The sequence below is a fragment of the Bacillus sp. 7_6_55CFAA_CT2 genome (assembly GCF_000238655.1).
Lineage (GTDB): Bacteria > Bacillota > Bacilli > Bacillales > Bacillaceae_G > Bacillus_A > Bacillus_A cereus.
The window spans coordinates 125,867-143,512 of record NZ_JH414711.1 but is presented as its reverse complement, the minus strand read 5'-3'; the positions used below and the strand labels follow the sequence as shown (position 1 = coordinate 143,512).

The following is a 17,646-nucleotide window of genomic DNA, read 5'->3' as shown; positions in this document are numbered from 1 at the left end:
TTATTTTCATATGGATGCCTTACATATATCACTGATAATAATTATGAAATGCGGAAACATAATTACCATCAACTGATTCAAACATGAGAAATGAAACCCTACAGTGGTTCCATTCCTCTACATAATCTAAAGTTTGGGTACACTAGATTCATGCAATGTAGGAGCTTTCAGAGTAGAAAGCGAACCTTCGTTTAAAATGATAGCATACATATCTCCCTCAAAAATATGCAAATATGCATATATCGTTTTTTTATTTCTCAATGTCAGAATATTGAAAAATAAAAGGTGTGAAGGTAAAATAAAGTCATTATCCGTCTTCTTTTGTCAGTCAGAGAGAATAGAAGAATAGGAGAGGAAAAAATGAGAAAATCATTGAAACAAAAAATAGTAAGCTCTTTGCTTGCTGTATCACTTGCTGTTAGCTTAGCTCCAATTGGGCAAGCAAAAGCGGATTCCACGTCAGAGGTTACACAAACTCCATCTATTACAAAACAGATTGATCCAAACCGCGCGATTGAACATGTTCGTTTCTTATCTGAAACAATTGGTCCTCGCCCCGGTGGAACAAAATCCGAAGAATGGGCTTCTCGTTACATTGGTATGCAGCTTAAATCAATGGGCTATGAAGTAGAATATCAACCATTTCAGGTGCCCGATCAATACGTTGGATTCATTGAATCACCCCTATCAACAAAACGTAATTGGCAAGCTGGTGCTGCTCCTAATGCACTAATTTCTACAGAAGCTGTTACAGCTCCCCTTATCTTTGTTCAAGGTGGGACAAAATTAGAAGATATTCCAAATGAAGTAAACGGTAAAATTGTTTTATTTGAAAGAGGAACGACAGTTACCGACTATAATAAACAAGTTGAAAATGCTGTTAGCAAAGGTGCAAAAGGTGTTCTTTTATACAGTTTAATTGGCGGACGCGGAAATTATGGACAAACCTTCAATCCCCGCCTAATGAAAAAGCAATCTATCCCTGTCTTTGGCCTTGCTTATGCGCAAGGAAATGCATTTAAAGAAGAAATCGCTAAAAAGGGGACAACAATTCTTTCCCTAAAAGCGAGACATGAATCTAAATTAACATCTCTAAATGTTATCGCCAAAAAGAAACCAAAAAAGAGTACAGGTAATGAAAAAGCAGTCGTTGTAAGCTCGCACTATGATAGTGTTGTCGGAGCACCTGGCGCAAATGATAATGCTTCTGGAACTGGATTAGTATTAGAACTAGCTCGTACTTTTCAAAATGTAGAAACTGATAAAGAAATTCGCTTTATTACCTTTGGTTCTGAAGAAACTGGATTACTTGGTTCGGATTATTACGTGAATAGTCTATCCCAAAAAGAACGCGACCGTATTTTAGGTGTCTTTAACGCCGACATGGTTGCAACAAATTATGATAAAGCAAAGAATTTATACGCTATGACACATGATGGCTCTACAAACTTTGTAACAGACGCTGCCTTGCAAGCAGGTAAACAACTAAATAACAACCTCATCCTACAAGGTAAATTCGGTTCTAGTGATCATGTTCCATTTGCTGAAGCTGGTATTCCTGCTGCTCTATTCATTTGGATGGGTGTCGATAGTTGGAATCCATTAATCTATCATATTGAGAAGGTATACCATACACCTCAAGATAACGTATTAGAAAACATTTCACCTGAACGAATGAGAATGGCATTAGACGTTATCGGAACAGGTGTTTATAACTCGCTTCAAAAACCTGTTACTCAAACTGAACAGAAAGCTGCTTAATCAATAAAAGACCACTGATTTTTATCAGTGGTCTTTTATTGAGAAAAAATATATATGCATAAAAGCATATTTTATCCTACTCATTATCGTATACAATATTAACTGTAACAATACCGATTACAACTTATAAGGAGGCTTTTTCTATTATGAAAAAAATGATTTTAGCAGGTGTGTTAACTTTAGCAGGAATTACCGGCGCTACCGCGTTTATTCCTGAAACAAAAGTCGCTGCTGCCGCTCAAGAACAAAGCTTTACAAAATTTTATTCTTTGCAAACTGGAGGTAGTTCTGAACAAGAACCTATTTTCCTTCAAAAGGGACAAGAGTTAACAATTCAACCTAACAGCAAAACTCCTAGTTACAGTGTTTATGACTCAAATCATAACCTTATTGGACGTTATTCTGATGGTTACGGCCGAATTTTCACTGCAAAAACAGATGGAAATATGTACGTTCAATTTCATGCACCTTACGTTTACTATAGTCCTGTTAGTTTTTCTGTTACTTATACTATTCAATAGAAAAGAGGTCCTTTATAGGACCCTTTTATTTCTCTTCCCAATTCACTTTTACAAATCCATCTTTTACTGTTAATCCGCTTATATTCAATACATATTCTTCATTTGCTTTTAAAGTAACTGTAAAAGTACCTTTTTTCGATTCACAAATTTCCTTTAACTCTTTTATACCTTCTCCTTTTCTTTCATACACACTAAAACATAAGTTTCCTCGTTTTGCATCTGTCTCATAAGAAAATGTCACTTCTGTATCCTTTTCATACTGAAATTCAATATCCTTACCGGCAATATCCCATGATGAGAATTTTGCCTCGTAACTTGTTTTCCCTTGCTTCTCATTTGCTAAATATATATCTCCGGCTCTCCACGCATCATCTAACGTTTGTGCAAAAGTAAAACCACTAAGTAATACAAACATTGTGCTTGCCAATATCGCAACTAATGTTATTTTCTGTTTTTTAACAAAGTTCATCTTATATTCTCCTTCAACTTTCTTTTTACTTCTTCTTACCATATATAATAAAAACCCAATAAAGAATGGCAATATAACTGCTAAAATACTCCATCCTTTGCTCATTTGATGTGCTTTAGCATCTGTATATACCCATGACCCAACACATATTAAAAGTGCTATAAAAGCCAAAAACATTGTAATCCCAGCTATCTCAAATACTACAAATGGATTAGCGAACTCTATCATGTAATTTATACTCCTTCTTTAAAAACGACTGTATTACAACATATATCGGAATGTATACGTGCATCGTAATCACACTTGCTATCAGCATAGGAATTTTATGATCCAAATGAGTGATAAATTGTTCTATAACAATTGTTAACAAAACAATCCAAATGGTGTGAATGCAAATCATCCATTTCCTCTCTAACTTCTGAGCCTTTCGCACGCCCTGCTTCGTGTTATTTATTAGCTCTTCGCTTGGAGTTATCTCTTCTGCTAAGCTACTCTTTACCTTCTGTTCAAATTTATCTTCTGTCATAAACGAACCCCTCCAAATGTTCTCGCATTTGCTTCTTCGCATAATTAAGGCGATATTTCACTGTACCAATCGGTATATTTAATATTTCGCTCATTTCTTTATAAGAGTATTGTTCATAATAGTAGAGTACGAGCACGGTTTTATATTTTTCATTCAATAGCTGTATAACTTCCCGTATCATTTCCGCTTCCACTTTTTGAATAAATTCTTCTGATATATTCACATCATCTGCGAAATCTATTTCTCCACCATCTTCTTTATGGAATAAATCTAAGACGCGATCTTTCCATCTTTTCTTCTTGCGGTAAAAGTCATAAAATGTACGAACGCAAATTGTAGTAATCCACTTTTTATAATTATCCACATAAGAAAGTTGGTGCCTTGATGAAAAAACCTTTATCCACGTCTCTTGAAAAATATCTTCCGCATCTTCTTTCGTTTTCGCTAACTTATAGCATAAGGAATATATTTGCTGCTTATATATATCAATTAATTCTTCTATCTTTTCTTCCATCATAAGCCTCCTGTCATTTATATAAGACGACGCAAATTCCCCTTTTGTTTGATAAATTTTTTTTATTATCTCCACATAAAAAAGGCAATCACAACATCGTGTGATTGCCTTTTATTTAAAAACGAAAGTCCGCTTCCGTTTTTCTTTATGTCCAGCTCTGCCTCCTAGCCCCTTCTGTCTAAGAACCTTCCTCACGAGAAGATAAAATGCATCTTCTGTTGGAAAGAACCTTAGCCTTCGGGACTAAACAATCGGCTCCGCTTTTCTTTATTGTCCAGTTCCAGCGGCTAGAATACTCGGTGGCTTCGCGCCTTCCTCCGAGGCAAAGTACGCCTCTCTGTCAGGAGCTCCATCCCCCTCCTATTCTAAACGAGCCGCTTCCGCTTTTCTTCATTACATTTTTTCTGGTGCAGATACTCCTACAATTGCTAGTGCGTTTTGAAGTGTAGTGCGTACTGCTTTCATTAATTCATAACGAGCTTTACTTAATTCTACGTTATCTTGGTTTAATACTTTTTCTGCATTGTAGAAGCTGTGTAATGTTGCTGCTAATTCAAATGCATAGTTTGTAATACGGTGTGGCAGACGTTTTTGTGCTGCATCCGCAACTACAGCTGGGAATTCACCAAGTTTTTTCAGTAACTCTACTTCTTTCTCAGAAGTAACAAGCTTGTAGTTCACATCTCCGCCTGTAGCTAATCCTAACTCTTCACCTTGACGAAGGATACTGCATACGCGAGCATGAGCATATTGTGCATAGTATACTGGGTTTTCATTAGATTTTGATACAGCTAAGTCCATATCGAAGTCTAAATGAGAGTCACCGCTACGCATTGCGAAGAAGTAACGCATTGCGTCCACTCCTACTTCTTCCATAAGCTCACGAAGTGTAACTGCTTTACCCGTACGCTTACTCATCTTCATTTTTTCACCATTTTGATATAGTTGTACCATTTGGATGATTTCTACTTCAAGCGTGTCTTTATCGTAACCAAGTGCTTGAATAGCAGCCTTCATACGAGGAATGTAACCGTGGTGGTCAGCACCCCAAATGTTGATTAACTTATCAAAACCACGCTCTAATTTATCACGGTGATACGCGATATCTGGCGTTAAGTATGTGTAAGAACCGTCGTTTTTAATTAATACACGATTTTTGTCATCGCCGTAAGTCATTGAACGGAACCAAGTTGCGCCGTCTTCTTCAAAGATTTCTTCACGCTCTTTTAATACAGCAAGAGCTTGATCGATTTTTCCGTTTTTGTATAGTGATGTTTCTGAGAACCATACATCAAATTTAACACGGAAGCTTTCTAAGTCTTTTTGAAGTTTTGCTAATTCATATTTTAAACCGTATTCACGATAGAATTCATAACTTTCTTTTTCATCAGCTTTCGCATAACGATCGCCGAATTCTTCAGCTAAACGTTTACCGATTCCAATGATATCCGCACCATGATAACCGTCTTCTGGCATTTCTTTATCTAAGCCTAAAGCTTGCATGTAACGAGCTTCAACAGAAAGAGCTAAGTTATGAATTTGGTTACCAGCATCATTAATGTAGTACTCACGAGATACATCGTAGCCTGCTTTTGCTAATAGGTTACATAAAGTGTCACCTACTGCCGCACCACGTGCATGTCCTAAGTGAAGGTCACCTGTTGGATTCGCAGATACGAACTCAACTTGTACTTTTTCACCTTTACCAGTATTCGTTTCACCGTAAGCTTCACCAGCGTTTACGATTGTTGGAATTAAATCTGTTAAGTAGCTATTATCCATATAGAAGTTAATAAAACCAGGACCAGCGATTTCGATTTTTTCAATAGAAGCTTTTGCTTTATCGAAGTTTGCAACTAGTTCTTCTGCAATCATACGAGGTGCTTTTTTCGCAACGCGTGCAAGTTGCATTGCCATATTTGTAGAGAAGTCACCATTTGTTTTATCTTTTGGAGATTCTAATACAACGTTTGGAATCTGTTCTTCTGTCGCTAATTCTGCCTTTAATACAGCAGCCTGAATTTCTTCTTTAATCAATCCTTTTACTTGTTCTAAGGAATTCATTATTTTGCCTCCTTCAAATTAATTGTAATAGTATATCTGCCAGCTTCTTGTTCACTTAGAAGCAATGCGTAAGTTAAGAAGAGTTGTCCTTTTTTCTTTTCATCCGACCATTTAAAAAGAACGTTATCAGTCTTTGTTTGCAATGCAAACGTACCAAGTTCACTCGTATACGTACCAGTTGTCCATTCACCTTTCACATGCGTCTGACGCATAGAAACAGCACCTGAACGCATAATGAGAACTTGTTCATCTTGAATTTTAATAATTGTTTTCACTTCGCCTTGTTCGTTCGGCTCCTGGAATGTTACATATGTACCTTGACCTTTTACATAGTATTGACCATTTGCTTCAAAAGCAACGGTTTCCTTCCTCGCCCCTTCACGGATTTCTGTTACGAAATGAACGTGTACCGGCAAGCCTGCAAGTTGTTTCTCCACGTCTTGCACACCTTTCAAATGTTATAGATATTAAATACTACTTATAATAAATCACTTTTCCTATCATATCAAAAAAAGACTCTGTCTGTCTGCTGAAAAATCAGGAAAACTCCATTTCAAAAAATAATTCACTTCTACTTTATTTTATATGATAAAATATTTTTTAAATCTAAATATTCTTTCAATTAAAGAGGTGAATATAGTGATACCAACAAAGTTAAAAAAGGGTGATGAAATACGGGTGATTTCACCATCGTGTAGTTTAAGTATTGTTTCAAATGAAAATAAAAAATTTGCTATAAAAAGATTAACCGACATGGGCTTTCAAGTTACATTCTCAAAATATGCCGATGAGATAGATCGATTTGCTTCCTCTTCTATTTCTTCCCGCATTCAAGACCTCCATAAAGCATTTAGAGACCCTAATGTAAAAGCTATTTTGACGACACTTGGCGGATACAACTCCAATGGTTTATTGAAACATCTCGATTATGATCTAATTCGTAAAAATCCGAAATTTTTCTGTGGTTATTCAGATATTACTGCTTTAAATAATGCAATTTACGCAAAAACAGGTCTCGTTACATATTCAGGACCCTATTTCTCTTCCTTTGGAATGGAGAAAGGGCTCGAGTATACAACCGATTACTTTTTAAAGTGCTTAACTTCTAATGAGCCTATTGAAGTCCTGCCATCTGAAACATGGAGCGATGATTCTTGGTATATAGATCAGAAAAATCGAGAATTTATTAAAAATAAAGGATACGTTTCAATTCAGGAAGGAGAAGCTACGGGAGATATTATCGGTGGCAATATGAGCACATTTAACTTACTGCAAGGTACACCATATATGCCAAATTTAAAGGACAAAATTTTATTTATTGAAGAAGATAGTTTAACTGGAACATCTACTCTTAAAACTTTTGATCGTTATTTACATTCCCTTATGCAGCAGCAAGATTTTGAATACATAAAGGGAATCGTTATAGGAAAGATGCAAAAAGGTGCAGAATGTACGATAGAAGACATTCAAGAAATGATTGCTTCAAAACCTGAACTTGCACATATTCCTATCATTGCAAACGCAAGTTTCGGGCATACAACCCCGATTTTCACTTTCCCAATTGGTGGACGTGCAAAAATTATTTCTAACAAGGAAAAAACATCTATCACTATTTTAACGCACTAAAAAGGAGCGAATGAGTCGCTCCTTTTATGGTTTTTCTATTTTTTCCAACGCTTTTTGTGGAATAGATTCTTTCGGGATTTCAGCCCATCCTTTTCCTTGCATACCTTTTGCATAAATTTTTATAAACGCCCCCGTATGCAATTCACGGTTCATCATTCTTTTAATGATCTGTAACTTTCCGTCTTCTGTATACCCTTTAAAAGTATACAAGTATTCTCCGTCTTTTTTCTCACCTTTATCTATAACCGCATAATAATCTTGTATTTCTTTATTTGAAAAGAAGTTGTCTACAAAAGCATGTACACCTTCTGTTTTTGTGTTCAAATAATACGCTGTTCCACCTAGAATAATGGCGAATACAGCTAAAACTTTAATTACCAATTTCATACATGAACCTCCTGTTTGCACTTCTTTCTCACTAGTATTATATCTATACTTGTATTATACGGAAAAGAGCATACTATACTCTATCTAAAAGTCTTACACTTTCCTTACATTATTGTAAGGGATTTTTCTTACAGCAAGTTCCCAAGAAAAAATTTTTCCGTTTCATACACTTTTATATTATTATTGAATGATACGAATTTTTATTACAAAAATCAAAGGAGACAGTTTTCAAATGGCTATCTTGCAAGGTTTAGCACTATTACTTGTTGTACTTTGTCTATTTACACTTTTTAGTTACCGTGCGCCTTATGGAATGAAGGCGATGGGTGCTTTAGCTAATGCAGCAATCGCAAGTTTTCTTATTGAAGCATTTCACCGTTATATAGGTGGAGAAATGTTTCATAATGACTTTTTACAATCAGTAGGAGAAGCTTCCGGTAGTATGAGCGGTGTCGCAGCAGCGATTTTAGTCGCATTAGCAATCGGTGTTTCCCCCGTATACGCTGTTTTAATTGGTATCGCTACTAGTGGATTCGGTATTTTACCAGGATTTTTCGCTGGATACGTTTGTGCTTTCGTCGTGAAATTTCTCGAAAAGAAATTACCAGCTGGCGTGGAATTTTTAGCAATCCTATTTATCGCTGCACCAATCTCACGCGGAATGGCAATGCTTATGGATCCGCTTGTTAACGCAACACTCGGTAAAATCGGTTCTATGATTTCAGTTGCAACTACAGAAAGCCCTATCATTATGGGTATTATGCTTGGTGGATTAATAACAGTTATTTCTACCTCTCCACTGAGTTCTATGGCACTAACTGCAATGCTTGGATTAACAGGTTTACCAATGGCGATTGGTAGTCTTGCCGTTGCGGCCTCAGCCCCGATGAACTTTATTTTCTTTAAACGATTAAAAATTTGTTCAAAGAAAGATACAATTGCTGTAGCAATCGAACCTTTAACACAAGCCGATGTTGTCTCAGCAAATCCAATTCCAATCTATATGACAAATTTCGTTGGCGGTGCACTTGCCGGTATTATTACATCGCTATTCCAGCTTGTTAATAATGCACCAGGAACAGCATCACCAATTCCAGGTCTTCTTGTCCTATTCGGATTTAATGACGTTGTAAAAGTAACACTTGCTGCTATATTATGTGGAATCGTTACCACTATTGTCGGATACATTGGATCTATTGTGTTCCGTAAATATCCAATCCGCTCTGCTGATGAAATTCGCGGAGTTACTTCAGAAGAGAAGGTTGCATAAGAAAAAGAGCTATTCCCATCGTTTGAGAATAGCTTTTTTTGTGTTGCGTAACGGTAAATGAAATTATATCGGCGATTTTTTCAATATATCGACTTACCGACACATAACGACAAAATAAGAGCCCTCTAATCATATAGAGGGCTCTTATTTTATCTAGCTGCAGCGGCTAGAATGATCGGTGGCTTCGCTTCTTCCTTCGAGGTAAAAAGCACCTTTTGCAAGAAAGAACCTTAGTCACCGGGTCTAAACAGTTGGCTGTACTTTTATTTCACCCAACCGAGCAGCATTTCCCGCACGAATTTGCTTGCTGCAACTGGTGTTTGATCACTATGGTCGTAGACAGGAGCTACTTCTACTAAGTCTGCTCCAACTACATTTATATTTGAATTTGCAATTGCCACGATGGAATCTAATAATTCTTTAGATGTGATACCTCCAGCTTCTAACGTTCCTGTTCCAGGAGCGTGAGCTGGGTCTAATACGTCAATGTCAATTGTGACATAAACTGGGCGTCCTGCCAGTTTCGGTAATACTTCTTTTAACGGTTCTAATACGTCAAATTTATATAAGTTCATACCTACTTCTTTTGCCCATTCGAATTCTTCCTTCATTCCAGAACGAATACCGAAAGAATATACGTTTTCCGGACCAATTAAATCGCACACCTTACGAATAGGTGTAGAGTGGGATAAAGGCTCCCCTTCATACGACTCACGTAAATCAGTATGAGCATCCATATGGATGATTGCTAAATCCGGATATTTTTTTGCCATTGCCTTAAAAATTGGCCAAGACACTAGGTGCTCACCGCCGAGACCTAGTGGAAACTTATCGGCATCTAAAAGTTTTGATACATACTCTTCAATCATGTCTAAGCTGCGTTGTGCGTTTCCGAATGGTAATGGGATATCACCCGCGTCAAAATATTTTACCTCTTCTAGTTCACGATCTAAATACGGGCTATATTCTTCAAGACCGATTGATACTTCACGAATACGTGCAGGGCCAAAACGAGATCCCGGACGGTAACTTACTGTCCAATCCATAGGCATCCCATAAATAACTACCTTTGACTCTTCAAAACTTGGATGACTTTTAATAAATACTTTACCTGAATAAGCTTCATCAAAACGCATATTCTTTTCCTCCTTATGTGGAACTTAAGGTATCCCAACCTTTCATTATTTCTCAAATTTGGAGCGCATTGCTCCTCTTTCTCGATTTACCGGGTCTTCTTTTTCATAACAAGAAGACGATTTTCTTTACAGGAGTGTAAGTAGCTAGCATGTTCAAGTCTTCTGGACAAACACCTTAAATGAGCTACTCACACTTTATTTGTTCAAACGCGATTTTCTTACTTAATTAAATCGCCAACAAATTTTGGTAATGCGAACGCTGCGTTGTGTAATTCTTTTGTGTAGTATTTCGTTTCGATTTCGTGGAAACGCTCTTCACTTACTTGTAATGGATCATGTTTTTTAGATCCAATTGTGAACGTCCAAAGACCACTTGGGTAAGTTGGAATGTTCGCTGTGTATAAACGAGTAATAGGGAAGATCTCTTTTACGTCTTTAAACACAGTTGTAATTAATTCTGGTGTAAACCAAGGGTTGTCCGTTTGTGCAACGAAAATACCGTCTTCTTTTAACGCTTTAGAGATTCCAGCGTAGAAACCTTTCGTAAATAAGTTTACTGCTGGTCCTACTGGCTCAGTAGAATCTACCATAATTACGTCATATTCATTTTCGCTCTCTGCGATGTGTAGGAAGCCATCTCCTACTTTTACTTCTACACGCTCATTATCTAATGCGCCTGCAATTGATGGTAAGTATTGTTTAGAGTACTCAATTACCTTTCCATCGATTTCAACAAGAGTTGCTTTCTTTACACTTGGGTGTTTTAATACTTCACGAATAACACCGCCATCACCGCCGCCAACAACTAATACGTTTTCAGGGTTTGGATGTGTAAATAAAGGTACGTGCGCTACCATTTCATGATAAACGAACTCATCTTTTTCTGTTGTCATAACCATGCCATCTAAAATAAGCATGTTTCCGAACTCTTCCGTTTCAACCATATCTAATTTTTGGAATTCTGTTTGCTCCGTATGTAATGTGCGGTTAATACGCGCCGTAATCCCAAAATGTTTTGTTTGTTTTTCAGTGAACCATAGTTCCATCGTACAATCACGCCTTTCAATGCAAATTTATAATAGGGACATCATTAATGTCCCCTAACAAAAATAAAACAAAACATCCAAAAAGTATAGTTAAAAGTAAAAAAATAGCGAAAATATATTTTAGTCAGAGGGCTCCAATATCTATGCATAAAAAAAGCCCTTTCTTAAGAAAGGGCTTTTTTCTCTACTTCTACCGGTTTTCGAATCGGAATTAAAAGCATTACGCAACCAACTAATACAACAATTCCACCAACTAAAAACGGACTTTGCGGTGAAACAGTATGACCGATGACCCCTGATAAGATTGGCGCAATTGCACCACCTAACCAACGAACGAAGTTATAAACACCTGATGTAACAGATCTTTCATAAGGTGAAATATCCATTACATAACTTGTAAATAATGCATTATTTAATCCAGATGCTAATCCTGATAGAACAATTAATACAATTTGTAACCACATAATTTTTACATAGAATAGCGCAATTAAGAAAAGCGCAAATACGAGTAAACTTCCTTTCAACAATATTTTCGGCTCATATTTACCTTCTAGCTTATGGGCTAAAATTGCAGAACCGTAAGCTAACGCTAATCCCCATCCGCAAAACACAAACCCTAATTGAATAGCAGATAAATGCATAATAAGTGGTGAATATGCTAACACAACGAAAAATCCGTAGTAGTATAACATTCCTGAAATCGCACCTTGCATAAACGGTTTATATTTAACTAAGTTAAGTAATTCTCCTACGCCTGCCGCTTTACGCTTCACTTTTCGCTCCGGTTCTTTTACAAAAAAGAAAACTAAAATAAATGCTAAGAAGATTAAAATACTCGTCGCAAAAAATGGGTAACGCCAAGAATGTCCACCTAATATCCCGCCTAATAACGGTCCGCCTGCCATCCCTAAACCGATAGCTGCTTCATACAATCCTACTGCTTCATGAACTTCTTTACTTAATGCAATCAATAATGTCATCGCCGTTGCGAAGAACATCGCATTTCCTAATCCCCATCCTGCGCGGAAAAGAGATAATTGAGCAATCGTTTGCGATATACCGCATATAAACGCAAATATAGTCACGATCGCAAGACCAATCGTCATCATTCGTTTATCACCAAATCTCGATGCGAATATTCCAGCTGGTAACATCATAATTGCCATCGTTAAAATATATGCTGTAAATAACATCTCTACTTGCCAATGCGATGCACCAATTTGTTCAGCAATGCTTGGTAAAATTGGGTCGACTACCCCTATACCCGAAAAGGCAAGGAAGGTAGCCACCACTGTAATCAATCTCCCTAATTTTTGTTTGCTCTCCATTTTGATCATTCTCCTTTTGTGCTCTCTAAAAATGTCACTGCACGATGTAAGCTATCTTCAAGCTCTGCCTTTACACGCTGCATTTGCTCCATTTTCTCGTCTAACGTTTGCACTTGTTGTTCAAGCATCTCTTTAATTTCTTGAATCACTTCACGGTCACGAGGATTTTCACTACTTCTTCTTTGCTCCATTCTTTCTTTTAACGATAAAAAATGCTGCATCTCTTGAAGCGTAATTCCTAACACTTCTTTCGCTTCCACAATTTTTTTAATTCTGGCGATATCCCCGTCTGTATACAGGCGAATGTTCCCCTCACTACGTTCAGGGGGATGAATTAAACCAATTTCCTCATAATAACGAAGTGTACGTTTTGTCAAACCAACTTGCTTTGTTACTTCATCAATTTTATACATGTTTATTCCTCCCTTCACTCAATTATTACATTTTACGTTAACGTTAACTTTTGTGCAACTGTTAGACTTTTGTAAATGTTTGTCATATTCAATTGTATTTTCCCTAAAGCAGTTTCATAATGAAAGAAAAGAGATAATAAGGAGAATTTCACATGAGTAAACCACTTATTTTCGCTCACCGCGGAGTAAAAGGAACACATCCCGAAAATACGATGATTGCCTTCCAAGAAGCAGAACGCATTGGCGCTCACGGAATTGAACTCGATGTCCACTTATCAAAAGATGGTGAACTTGTCGTAATTCACGATGAAACCGTCGATCGTACAACAAATGGCGTTGGACTTGTTTCGGAAAAAACGGTAGAGGAACTACAATCATTGGACGCTGGTAGCTATAAAGACCCTTCTTTCCATGAAGCAAAAATCCCAACGTTGCGTGAGGTTTTCATTTGGCTTTCCACAACGAACTTACAACTAAATATTGAATTAAAGACAGATGTTATTCATTACCCAAATATTGAGGAAAAAGCTGTTGCACTTGTGCGTGAATATCATCTTTCTAATCAAATTGTATTTTCATCATTTAACCATGACTCTGTTTCATTATTAGCAGAAATTGCTCCTGAAATCCCAAGAGCAATTTTATATGATACACCACTTGCTGATCCAATTGCCGAAGCAAAACATAGAGAAGCAAATGGATTACATCCAAACTTCCAGTTATTAACGAAAGAATTTGTGCAGTTAGCACAAGAGCAAGGGTATGTTTTCCGTCCATATACAATTAATGAATACAAAGATTTACAAACTATGATTGATTATGGTGTAGATGTTATCATTACTGATTGGCCAGCACGTGCCTTTGAGCTCCTTTCTTAATGGAAGGGGCTTTTTTATTTTCGAAATTTCATTGTTTAAAATAAATGAAAACCCTCAATACTAATACAATAACGCTTGTATTAATGAGGGGCTGAAAAAAGATGGATCAAACTATGAATCCAAAACTAAAAAAATATAAACGTCTTTTCTTCACCGCAATGTTTTCTTGCGTCCTTTTCTTCGTTTTTTCTTTTTTTGTTATTATTATAGTTGCAAAAATTATGGGACCTCCTCCTGTTGCGGTCCCGCAAACAAGCGTCTTTTACGCAAATGATGACACTGTTATAGGACAAAGTAATGAAATGCAAAAACGTTACAATGTACCTCTTAATGAAATTTCACCTTATGTAAAAGAGGCGACACTATCTATTGAAGATCAACGATTCTACAAACATCATGGCTTTGATATGAAACGTATTGCTGGTGCCATTGTTGCCGATTTAAAAGCGATGGCAAAAGTCCAAGGTGCTAGTACGATTACACAACAGTATGCTCGTAACCTTTACTTAGATCATGATAAAACGTGGAAACGTAAACTATTAGAAGCAATGTACACAATTCGCCTTGAGGTGAATTATAATAAAAATCATATTTTAGAAGGATATTTAAATACAATTTATTACGGACATGGCGCTTATGGCATCGAAGCTGCATCCCGTCTATATTTCGATAAAACGGCAAAAGAGTTAACATTAGCAGAAGCTAGTATGCTCGCAGGTATCCCGAAAGGGCCAAGTGTCTATTCTCCCTTTTTGAAAGAGGATCGTGCGAAAGGACGACAAGCTCTCATATTAGATGAAATGGTAGAACAAGGATATATTACGAAGCAACAAGCAGCCTTAGCGAAGAAAGAGCCACTAACTTTTGCCTCATTAGATACGAAAAAAGTAGCAGAGGTCGCACCATATTTCCAAGATGCTGTACAAGCTTCGCTCCTTCGTGATGTTGGATTAGACGAACAAGCTTTACAACGGGGTGGCTTGCGAATTTATACAACGCTAGACCCTAAACTACAAGCTGTAGCAGAACAAGCTGTAAAAGATCACATACCTGACACAACAAACATACAAACTGCTCTCGTCTCTATGAATCCAAAGACAGGTGAAGTGGCTGCTCTTGTTGGTGGAACTGATTATACTACGAGTCAATTTAACAGGGCTACACAAGCCATTCGTCAGCCTGGTTCTACATTTAAGCCATTTCTATATTATGCGGCATTAGAACGAGGATTCACGCCTGCTACGCGCTTAAAAAGCGAATATACTGTATTCACCTTAGGTGACGGCGTTTCAAAGTATAAACCGAAGAACTATAAAGATTATTATGCAGATGATTTCGTAACGATGGCACAAGCTCTCGCAGTCTCTGATAACATTTATGCTGTGAAAACGAATTTGTTTTTAGGCGATGACGCGCTTGCAAAAACAGCGAAACAATTTGGAATTAAAAGTGCATTAAAAGATGTGCCTTCTCTAGCTCTTGGTACATCACCAGTAAAACCAATTGAAATGGTTAACGCTTATAGCATGTTCGCAAATGGTGGAAAAGAAGTAAAACCTACTTTCATTCGCCGCATTATGGATCATGAAGGAAATATATTATACGATGCTCATTTAGAGAGTAAACAAGTTCTCGACAAGAGCAAAGCGTTTGTAATGGAAGAAATGATGACCGGTATGTTTAATAAGAAACTAAGCAGCTATGCTGCTGTAACTGGTCAATCGATGTTATCCAAACTATCAAGAACATATGCCGGCAAATCTGGTTCTACTGAAACGGATAGTTGGATGATCGGATTTACTCCGCAAATCGTAACTGGTGTGTGGGTCGGATATGATCAACCTAAATCTATTTCAAACGTAGCAGAACAAGGATATGCGAAGAAAATATGGACTGATACGATGGAGAAAGGGTTAGATGGACAACCAAAAAAAGAATTTAAACAACCAGGTGACGTCGTAGCGGTTAATATCAATCCAGAGAACGGTAAAATTGCTACAAAAAATTGTCCTATTTCTGTGAAAATGTATTTCGCTAAAGGTACCGAACCGACTGAATATTGTATGAATCACGTCGATGATAAAGAAGAATTTGAAAAAACGACTGAAGAAAAGAAAAAAACAAGTTGGTGGAAAAAATATCTTCCTTGGTAAAAAAAATAGCTGACGGGCATCCGTCAGCTATTTTTTATTCACTTAATAATGCACGGCGCAATTCTTCACTAGATTCGTTCCAAATAGCTTCATTATGTTCTTTCAAGAACGTACCAAGTACCTTTTTAGATGATTCATCCATATGGTCAACCATAATGTGACGCTTCAATGATTTATCCATTTTATTTACGTGCTCTGGAAGTGATTTATATCCGCGGCGAATTTCACGGTCTACTGTCATTTCACAAGCTGTTACACCTGCATAATACGCACCTGTCGCAGTTCTTTCAATCGTTACCCAAACAAGCCAAAATGGTTTTCCGTTTGGAACTTCATCTTTATTTGTTAAAAACTTAATACCTTTTTCTACTGTACTACGCGCGTGCATCGCACCAATATCAACGAATGCAGTTTTCTCTAGTACATCAACAAATACAGGTGAAATGTTTTCTAAGCTTAATGCCCCAACACCAAATCCACCATGTCCATCTGTTGAATCATTTTTCACGATATTAAAACCGATTTTTTTCTTTTTCTCTGTCATATGTAAAATCCTCCTCACTTAAAAATTATAAAAGGCCAAAAATAGGCGCAATGATGCTATCTAAAAATACAAATACATGCGGAATAACTACCTGGAAAATAGGTTGAATTGTGTAATTACTAAGCGGTGTAATAACGAGAATTAATAACGCAATTGCCCCGTATTTTTCATACTGTGTCATTTTCGCGCGAATATTTGCTGGCGCTAAATCTTCCACAACTCGATACCCATCAAGTGGCGGGATCGGTAATAAGTTAAATACAAGTAAAACGATATTCAGCATAATAAAAATCTGGAAAAATTGAGCTAACGTATCTGCTACTGCAGATGGAATTGAGTATAATACACCAAATTTTACTAAGCTATACCAAATAATTAAACCAATTGCGCTTAAAATTAAGTTACTAATCGGCCCTGCAATTGAAACTAATATACCTGCAAGACGCGGTCTTTTAAAGTTATATGGGTTAACAGGAACCGGTCTTGCCCAACCGAATCCAAGAATTAATACTGCAATCAAACCTATAGGATCTAAGTGTGCCATCGGTGATAACGTTAAACGGCCTTGTCTCTTTGCTGTATCGTCTCCAAATTTATATGCTACATATGCATGTGCAAATTCATGAACTGATAATGCGATAATAATGGCCATTGCTACCAAAGGAATTTGGTGCAACGGGTATCTAAATAACTGATCCATGCTTCATCTCCTCTTCCATATGTCAAAAAAAGAAATTATTTGTTTTTTCGATTGTTCTTCCCCATAATCCGCTATAATAAGAGTGTAACTTACATAAAAGGAGCGATTGTACATGCCATACGTAACAGTGAAAATGCTAGAAGGACGCACAGAAGAACAAAAGAAAGCTCTTGCTGAGAAAGTAACAGCAGCAGTAAGCGAAACAACTGGTGCTCCTGAAGAAAACATCGTTGTTTTCATCGAAGAAATGTCTAAAAACCATTATGCAGTTGGCGGAAAACGCTTAAGTGACAAATAATTTCAAGTTTTT

The 17,646-nt window shown here is 37.0% G+C and carries 19 protein-coding genes; 7 read left to right on the top strand and 12 right to left on the bottom strand.

What is annotated here, in order from left to right:
• Positions 1-360: 360 nt before the first annotated feature.
• A complete protein-coding gene (locus HMPREF1014_RS21355; RefSeq protein ID WP_001232227.1) occupies positions 361-1,761 on the top strand; it encodes a M28 family metallopeptidase in 1,401 nt (466 codons plus the stop codon).
• Between the two features lie 146 nt (positions 1,762-1,907).
• Positions 1,908-2,282: a hypothetical protein gene (locus HMPREF1014_RS21350; RefSeq protein WP_000738230.1), complete on the top strand. Its 375-nt coding sequence runs from the start codon at positions 1,908-1,910 to the stop codon at positions 2,280-2,282.
• A gap of 25 nt (positions 2,283-2,307) precedes the next feature.
• Here HMPREF1014_RS21350 and HMPREF1014_RS21345 read toward each other — a convergent pair whose 3' ends face one another.
• The 5 genes from HMPREF1014_RS21345 to HMPREF1014_RS21325 form a co-directional block, all read right to left on the bottom strand.
• On the bottom strand, positions 2,308-2,979 hold the full coding sequence (locus HMPREF1014_RS21345) for a hypothetical protein (RefSeq protein ID WP_000568892.1): 672 nt from the start codon (positions 2,977-2,979) through the stop codon (positions 2,308-2,310).
• Positions 2,963-3,277, bottom strand: a complete 315-nt coding sequence (locus tag HMPREF1014_RS21340; protein ID WP_000133820.1) for a hypothetical protein — start codon at positions 3,275-3,277, stop codon at positions 2,963-2,965. Before HMPREF1014_RS21340 ends, HMPREF1014_RS21345 begins: the two co-directional genes overlap by 17 nt.
• Positions 3,264-3,791: an RNA polymerase sigma factor gene (locus HMPREF1014_RS21335; RefSeq protein ID WP_000391479.1), complete on the bottom strand. Its 528-nt coding sequence runs from the start codon at positions 3,789-3,791 to the stop codon at positions 3,264-3,266. The genes HMPREF1014_RS21340 and HMPREF1014_RS21335 overlap by 14 nt, the downstream gene beginning before the upstream one ends.
• A 393-nt stretch (positions 3,792-4,184) precedes the next feature.
• On the bottom strand, positions 4,185-5,855 hold the full coding sequence (gene argS / locus HMPREF1014_RS21330) for an arginine--tRNA ligase (RefSeq protein WP_001086445.1): 1,671 nt from the start codon (positions 5,853-5,855) through the stop codon (positions 4,185-4,187).
• Positions 5,855-6,292 (bottom strand): YwiB family protein, encoded by a 438-nt coding sequence (locus tag HMPREF1014_RS21325; RefSeq protein WP_000414867.1) that lies wholly within the window; start codon positions 6,290-6,292, stop codon positions 5,855-5,857. The genes argS and HMPREF1014_RS21325 overlap by 1 nt, the downstream gene beginning before the upstream one ends.
• A 202-nt stretch (positions 6,293-6,494) precedes the next feature.
• Between HMPREF1014_RS21325 and HMPREF1014_RS21320 the strand changes: the two genes are divergently transcribed.
• On the top strand, positions 6,495-7,481 hold the full coding sequence (locus HMPREF1014_RS21320) for a S66 family peptidase (RefSeq protein ID WP_000613232.1): 987 nt from the start codon (positions 6,495-6,497) through the stop codon (positions 7,479-7,481).
• A gap of 24 nt (positions 7,482-7,505) precedes the next feature.
• Here the strand turns inward: HMPREF1014_RS21320 and HMPREF1014_RS21315 are convergent, their stop codons facing one another.
• Entirely contained in the window at positions 7,506-7,868 is a 363-nt protein-coding gene (locus HMPREF1014_RS21315; RefSeq protein ID WP_000779920.1) for a YxeA family protein, read from the bottom strand.
• Positions 7,869-8,100: 232 nt separating this feature from the next.
• Here HMPREF1014_RS21315 and HMPREF1014_RS21310 point away from each other — a divergent pair, with 232 nt between their 5' ends.
• Entirely contained in the window at positions 8,101-9,138 is a 1,038-nt protein-coding gene (locus HMPREF1014_RS21310; RefSeq protein ID WP_000996333.1) for a PTS sugar transporter subunit IIC, read from the top strand.
• Positions 9,139-9,401: 263 nt separating this feature from the next.
• On the opposite strand, the gene speB is transcribed toward HMPREF1014_RS21310, so the two are convergent.
• The 4 genes from speB to HMPREF1014_RS21290 all read right to left on the bottom strand — a co-directional run bounded on the left by speB (position 9,402) and on the right by HMPREF1014_RS21290 (position 13,061).
• A complete protein-coding gene (gene speB / locus HMPREF1014_RS21305) occupies positions 9,402-10,274 on the bottom strand; it encodes an agmatinase (RefSeq protein ID WP_001209831.1) in 873 nt (290 codons plus the stop codon).
• A gap of 218 nt (positions 10,275-10,492) precedes the next feature.
• Positions 10,493-11,320, bottom strand: a complete 828-nt coding sequence (gene speE / locus HMPREF1014_RS21300) for a polyamine aminopropyltransferase (protein WP_000424698.1) — start codon at positions 11,318-11,320, stop codon at positions 10,493-10,495.
• A 164-nt stretch (positions 11,321-11,484) separates the two neighbouring features.
• Positions 11,485-12,648, bottom strand: coding sequence for an MFS transporter (locus tag HMPREF1014_RS21295; RefSeq protein WP_000444242.1), 1,164 nt, complete (start codon positions 12,646-12,648; stop codon positions 11,485-11,487).
• Positions 12,649-12,653: 5 nt separating this feature from the next.
• A complete protein-coding gene (locus HMPREF1014_RS21290; RefSeq protein WP_000276580.1) occupies positions 12,654-13,061 on the bottom strand; it encodes a MerR family transcriptional regulator in 408 nt (135 codons plus the stop codon).
• A gap of 152 nt (positions 13,062-13,213) precedes the next feature.
• Between HMPREF1014_RS21290 and HMPREF1014_RS21285 the strand changes: the two genes are divergently transcribed.
• Positions 13,214-13,939 (top strand): glycerophosphodiester phosphodiesterase, encoded by a 726-nt coding sequence (locus HMPREF1014_RS21285; RefSeq protein ID WP_000042786.1) that lies wholly within the window; start codon positions 13,214-13,216, stop codon positions 13,937-13,939.
• A gap of 101 nt (positions 13,940-14,040) precedes the next feature.
• Positions 14,041-16,092, top strand: a complete 2,052-nt coding sequence (locus HMPREF1014_RS21280) for a transglycosylase domain-containing protein (protein WP_000372962.1) — start codon at positions 14,041-14,043, stop codon at positions 16,090-16,092.
• A 34-nt stretch (positions 16,093-16,126) separates the two neighbouring features.
• On the opposite strand, the gene HMPREF1014_RS21275 is transcribed toward HMPREF1014_RS21280, so the two are convergent.
• Entirely contained in the window at positions 16,127-16,636 is a 510-nt protein-coding gene (locus HMPREF1014_RS21275; protein WP_000136678.1) for a YwhD family protein, read from the bottom strand.
• 25 nt (positions 16,637-16,661) lie between these two features.
• Positions 16,662-17,336 (bottom strand): site-2 protease family protein, encoded by a 675-nt coding sequence (locus HMPREF1014_RS21270; RefSeq protein ID WP_000372455.1) that lies wholly within the window; start codon positions 17,334-17,336, stop codon positions 16,662-16,664.
• Between the two features lie 112 nt (positions 17,337-17,448).
• On the opposite strand from HMPREF1014_RS21270, the gene thmT reads away from it, so the two are divergent.
• A complete protein-coding gene (gene thmT / locus HMPREF1014_RS21265; protein ID WP_001147171.1) occupies positions 17,449-17,634 on the top strand; it encodes a 2-hydroxymuconate tautomerase in 186 nt (61 codons plus the stop codon).
• The last annotated feature ends 12 nt before the right edge of the window (positions 17,635-17,646 follow it).